A 5,258-nucleotide genomic window follows, 5' to 3' on the forward strand; every position below is an offset into this window, starting at 1 on the left:
CGTCCTATACGCCATGCTCCGCGACAAGATCCCCTACCAACCACGCCCGACAGGCCCCGTCCCCGCTTGACGAAACCCATAGGGACACCCCCCCCCGGGGGGGGCTGGGGCTGCCCGGTGACGTCCTCGTACGCTGCGCCGCCGGCCCGAAGCGAGGTAGCCTCGGGCGGGTGCGGATCATCGCGTTCCTGGTCATCTCCATCGTCGTGCTGACCGCCGTCCTGCTGGTTTCCGTGGCGGTGACGGGCGGCGCCCGACGTCGACGCCATGCTTCGCAGATGTCCGCCCGCTGGGCGGTGCGCCACTACGCCATCCCGGGGCGTGGACACACCGTCGTCGGGGTCACCCTGACCGACGCGGACGGGCGGGTGCACGGTGAGCATGTGGTCGCGCGCATCCCCGACGATGCCCAGGACTGGCAGCGCGACTTCGTCGCGGCCCGTCAGGAGGCCGAGGAGCGCGCATTCCACCTCAACATCGACCGCCCGCCAATCGAGGGCTGACGGTGATCCGCGCAGCCGTACAGGGTTCGTCGGCGCCGTCGGTGAGTGGCCGCCACCCGGATCGTTGACCCCCGGGTTACCGTCCTTCGTCGCGCACGTCGACGAGGCTGCTGCCGTCACCGAGCTGCCGGCGGGTGATGACGCTCAGGCTGCCGTCGGTCTCCAGGACCACGGCCGCAAGGTCGTCGAGGTCACCGGTGCCCTGGCTGCGGGCGGCCTGCCGGATCTCGCTCTCCGCGACCCGGGTGGACCGCAGGGCCTCGGTCCGCAACTGCCCGTCCCGCAGCAGCATGGTGGGTCGGTCCTTGAGCAGTTTCTGCGACGGCGGCCATCGTACGGCGAGCAGCGCGACGGCGTACTGCAATGCCACCAACAGGATCAGGGCGAGGATGCCCTCCACCAGTGACACGTCCCGCGACAGCATGATCGTCGCCAGCGTCGAACCCAGCGCGACCGTGACGACGAAGTCGAAGGCATTCAGCTTGGACAGGGTCCGCTTGCCGGAGACCCGCAGGATCACCACCAGCGCCGGATAGACGATGGCCGCGATCACAAGCAGGCGCGCCAGGTCGGCAGGGTTGTTCAGCACCATTGCGGTGAGGTACCCGGACACCGGATCGGCAAAAGAACGACTGCCGATCCGGTTCCGTCGGTCGAAGGTGGGTCGTCCGGCGGAGCCGGAGACCCGCAGACTACTGGGTTGGTGACGCCCACCAGGTCATCCGTCCAGGTGGCGCAGCCGGTTGCTGACGTCGTGCACCCCCGGTGTGCGCCAGGCGAGGGCGTGCGCCTCGTTGCTCAACTCGGCCGCGCTCACCGTGCCGTCGAGCACCACCACCCGGTTCTGCACCTCGATGCAGATGCGTTCGTAGCGCAGGCGCGGATCCCGCTGCATGTTCTCCAGCAACCGGCAGGCCAGCCGGGTGTCTTCGGTGGTGGGCTCGGCGTAGATCAGCGGTGGTGGGTCGTGGGGAAAGAACCAGGGATGGTTCATGGCTGACTCCTTCAGGGGATGGGTCTGCTCCGACTGCCCTACCCCGCGGCGACGGCGGACAACACGACGAACCGATGACGATCCTTGCCCGGCACTGTGACGGTGGGGTGCAGGAGGGCGAGTCGACGTTTGTCGCCGAGAGATTCGGGAAGCGGGCCAGCCAGGGCGCATGACTGCGGCTCCGCCCGTACGACCGCCGGGAGGACACGACCGTGACGCGCCGATCGCTCTGGAACGCAACACCAGGCGAGCGGGGCTTGGTGACGTACCGGCGAAGGGCGGCAGCGGGTGGGCCGTCGTGACGTCGACCGCCGGCATTCGGTGAGGCGGCCAGTGCCCGTTGCCTGCCGAGCCGCCCGGCCACCGCAGCGATGACCCGGCCCGCCGAAGACGAGCGGGAGCCGGAGGACGCGGTGCTCCACGGCCTTGCCCGGCGGCTCGACAAGCCGATGGGTGCCCTGGGAGTGCTCTTCGTGCTGGTCGTGCTCGGGCAGGCGCTTGCCGGACATCCCGCGCTGTCTACGGCCCTGACGGTCCTGGGCTGGGTGTTGTGGGCGGTGTTCGTGGCCGAGTTCGCGCTCCGCGCCTGGCTGGCCCGTCATGACGCCCGCCGGTTCTGGCGACGCAACTGGTGGCAGCTCATCTTCCTGGCCGTGCCGTTCCTCCGGTTCGCCCGGGCCGCCTCCGCCCTGCGCGCCGCCCGAGCCGGCGGCGTCATCACCGCCGCCGTCCGTGGCTCGCGTTCCGCCGGCCGGTTGCTGACCGACCGGATCGCGTGGCTGACGATCATCACCACGACTGTCGTCCTCAGCGTCGGTCAACTGCTGGTCGTCACCGGCTCCTACCGGTCGTACGGGCGGGCGCTGCACGATGTCGCTCTGACCACGATCACGGGTGAACCACTCGGCGTCGACGACCCGCTCGCTCAGGTCGTCGAACTGGTGCTTGCGATCTACTCGGTGGTCGTCTTCGGCACCCTGGCCGGGGCGTTGGGCGCGTTCTTCCTCAGCGCGGACCGCGAACGCAAGGCTACGGCGGGGTGAGCCGACCCGTGCGGCCGCTGCTCGGCGGGGATCACCGGTGGGTGGCGCGCCATCCTCCGTGAGCAGATCGACGGCCCACCGACCGGTGACCGTCGGTGGCCGGTGATTTCACCGGAGCCGGGAACCTCGGCGAGGTTCCCGGCCACCGCACACGGTCGGCGTCAGGTCGGCTGCCCGAACGGCGGCTCGGCGTCGGCGAGGAATTCCCGAAGTGTCCGCGCGGGCCGTCCGGTCACCTGCTCGACGGAGTCGGTGACCTCTGCGAAGCTGCCCGCCTGGACGCGTTCGAACGTCAGCGCGAAGAGTTCTCGTTCGAAGCCCGTGGTCCCCTCCACGGCTTCGTCGATCGTCAGCTCTCGCAGGGTCACGGTGCGTCCTGCCGCAGCGGAGAGCAGCTCAGTGGTGCGAGGCAGCGAGAGCGCCTCCGGGCCGGTGAGCTCGTACACCCGGCCGGCGTGCCCCTCGTCCAGCAGGGCGCGTTCGGCCACGGCGGCGATGTCCCGTGCGTCGATCCAGGCCAGGCTCGCACCGCCGCTGGAGAACGGCAGTTCCCCAGCGGCGACCTGATCACGGTAGAAGCGCGGGTCGGTGAAGACCTGCATGAACCAACTCGGCCGCAGGATCGTCCAGGCGTGCCCGCTGTCACGTACCGCGCGCTCGGCGCGCGGCGCCCACCCGTCGGTGCCCATGTAGTCGGCGTCCTGCTCGGACAGCAGGACGATGCGGGCCCGTGAGGGCGTCTCGGCGAGTAGCGCACCGATGAGGTCAGGCGCGTCCGCACGATCCGGTCGGACGATGTACACGGCGTCGACGCCTTCGGTCGCCGCCGGCCATCCGGATGGGTCGTCCCACGAGAAGGCGGTCGGGCGGACGCCGTCGATGTCGACCGACTCCGGGTTGCTGCTGCCGCCGAGTACGTCGACGTTCGGCCGCTGGACGAGCAGCCTGGCCAGCGCTACGCCGGTCTTACCGCGGACCCCGGTCACCAGCACCCGGGCCGTACCGGCCCCCGTCGGACTGGAACTCTTCACGTCGAACCGCCCCTTTGGTTGAGTGACTAAAGTTCATTGACTCCACTAAAGCAGCGTTACCTGAGTGAGTCAACTAATCTCAAGCGATGACCGAGGTGGCGGACGCCCTTGCCCAGCAGATGTGGGACTTCGTTTTCGCCTACGACGCAGCCTATGACCGTGCGGCGCAGGTTGCCGGGCTCAGCGCCGCACAGGCATGTCTGCTCGAACACCTCTCCAGAGGCAGCCGTTCCATGGGGGAACTCGCCCTGGAGTTGTCGTGCGACGCCTCGAACGTCACCCAGCTCGTCTCTCGGCTGGAGGCCCGTGGCCTGGTGGCCCGGGTGCCCGATCCGGACGACCGGCGGATCAAGCGCGTCTCGATCACTCCGACGGGTCGTGACGTGCGGGGCGCCGTCCGGCGGGCGTTCGAGTTTCCGTCCGAGCGGATCGGAATGCTTACCGAGCAGGAGCAGCGCCAGCTGTCGGGCCTGCTGGGGAAGGTGTCGGGACGCGCTTCGTAGGACCCTGCCCGGCCGCGCCGGACCGCGGCACGGGCCTCGGTCGGCTCGGTTGGATCTAGGACGCGGTTTTGATCATGCGTCGGCATCGATGTTAGCGCCACCATCATGCCTTCCGCAGATGCTCACCGCGAAGCCTGCGTGGCGGTTGAATGGGTGCGGGCGGACAGCTGGTGGGTGGCGTCGACATGTCACGTGTCTGATAATTCCGGAACGTCACAGCCTCGTGATTCCGGAACATTACGACTTGACGAACGGCATGTTATCGCCCACAGTCGATGGTCAAGGACGGCGATGCCTACGGCTTACCGGGCAAGCCTGCTTCGTCGGGCCGGTGGACCAGGCGTGTGCGGGGACATGCGGACATCCATGTTAGCGCTAACACAAGGCGACGCAGATGCTCGACGACGCGGCCATCCTCGGGTGCGCGGGTCGGCTCTCGGTCATTGAAGGAGGAACATGTCTGCCTTTGGTAGGTCTCCATCTCTCACGCCGCCCACGCGGCAGCGTAGGTGGTTGCTACGGGTCGCCGCCGCCGGAGTGACGGCGGTGGTGGCCGGTAGTGCCGCCGCGGTGGCGGTGTCGACACCCGCCGCGGCGGCGACCGTCGACACGAACGCGTGGTACGTGCTGGTCAACCGCAACAGTGGCAAGGCCCTGGACGTGTACAACCTGGCCACGAACGACGGTGCCCGGATCACCCAGTGGTCGCGGAACAACGGCAACCAGCAACAGTGGCAGTTCGTGGACTCCGGTGGTGGCTACTACCGGCTGAAGTCGCGGCTGTCCAACAAGGTGCTGGACGTCTACAACTTCTCCACCGCCAACGGTGCCAGCATCGTGCAGTGGACCGACCACAACGGGACGAACCAGCAGTTCCGGTTGGCCGACTCCGACGGCGGCTACGTCCGGTTGATCAACCGGAACAGCAACAAGGTGATGGAGGTGCAGGGCGCCTCGACCGCCGACGGCGGCAACATCGTGCAGTACGACGACTGGAACGGCGCCAACCAGCAGTGGCAGCTGGTCCGCGTCGACGGCGGCACGAACCCGCCGCCGACGACCCCGCCGCCGTCGGGTACGTGCAATCTGCCGTCGTCGTACCGGTGGTCGTCGACGGGTGCGTTGGCGCAGCCGAGGTCGGGTTGGGTGTCGTTGAAGGACTTCACGCACGCGCCGTACAACGG

The 5,258-nt window shown here is 68.7% G+C and carries 7 protein-coding genes; 4 read left to right on the forward strand and 3 right to left on the reverse strand.

Annotated features, from left to right (window positions below; genetic code table 11):
- The first annotated feature begins 170 nt into the window (after nucleotides 1–170).
- Nucleotides 171–503, forward strand: a complete 333-nt coding sequence (locus AB0I71_RS32295) for a hypothetical protein (protein WP_357591128.1) — start codon at nucleotides 171–173, stop codon at nucleotides 501–503.
- Nucleotides 504–579: 76 nt separating this feature from the next.
- On the opposite strand, the gene AB0I71_RS32300 is transcribed toward AB0I71_RS32295, so the two are convergent.
- Nucleotides 580–1,095 (reverse strand): YetF domain-containing protein, encoded by a 516-nt coding sequence (locus AB0I71_RS32300; RefSeq protein ID WP_357591130.1) that lies wholly within the window; start codon nucleotides 1,093–1,095, stop codon nucleotides 580–582.
- Between the two features lie 126 nt (nucleotides 1,096–1,221).
- Nucleotides 1,222–1,497 (reverse strand): BON domain-containing protein, encoded by a 276-nt coding sequence (locus tag AB0I71_RS32305; protein WP_357591131.1) that lies wholly within the window; start codon nucleotides 1,495–1,497, stop codon nucleotides 1,222–1,224.
- A gap of 371 nt (nucleotides 1,498–1,868) precedes the next feature.
- Here AB0I71_RS32305 and AB0I71_RS32310 point away from each other — a divergent pair, with 371 nt between their 5' ends.
- A complete protein-coding gene (locus AB0I71_RS32310) occupies nucleotides 1,869–2,540 on the forward strand; it encodes a hypothetical protein (protein WP_357591133.1) in 672 nt (223 codons plus the stop codon).
- Between the two features lie 161 nt (nucleotides 2,541–2,701).
- Here the strand turns inward: AB0I71_RS32310 and AB0I71_RS32315 are convergent, their stop codons facing one another.
- Nucleotides 2,702–3,571: an NAD(P)H-binding protein gene (locus AB0I71_RS32315; RefSeq protein WP_357591135.1), complete on the reverse strand. Its 870-nt coding sequence runs from the start codon at nucleotides 3,569–3,571 to the stop codon at nucleotides 2,702–2,704.
- An 86-nt stretch (nucleotides 3,572–3,657) separates the two neighbouring features.
- On the opposite strand from AB0I71_RS32315, the gene AB0I71_RS32320 reads away from it, so the two are divergent.
- Together AB0I71_RS32320 and AB0I71_RS32325 are read left to right on the forward strand one after the other, a co-directional pair.
- Nucleotides 3,658–4,074 (forward strand): MarR family transcriptional regulator, encoded by a 417-nt coding sequence (locus AB0I71_RS32320; RefSeq protein WP_357591138.1) that lies wholly within the window; start codon nucleotides 3,658–3,660, stop codon nucleotides 4,072–4,074.
- A 456-nt stretch (nucleotides 4,075–4,530) separates the two neighbouring features.
- The coding region (locus tag AB0I71_RS32325; RefSeq protein WP_357591140.1) for a non-reducing end alpha-L-arabinofuranosidase family hydrolase at nucleotides 4,531–5,258 on the forward strand (728 nt) is incomplete at its 3' end.

It is taken from the genome of Micromonospora sp. NPDC049891, from assembly GCF_040660295.1.
Taxonomy (GTDB): domain Bacteria; phylum Actinomycetota; class Actinomycetes; order Mycobacteriales; family Micromonosporaceae; genus Micromonospora.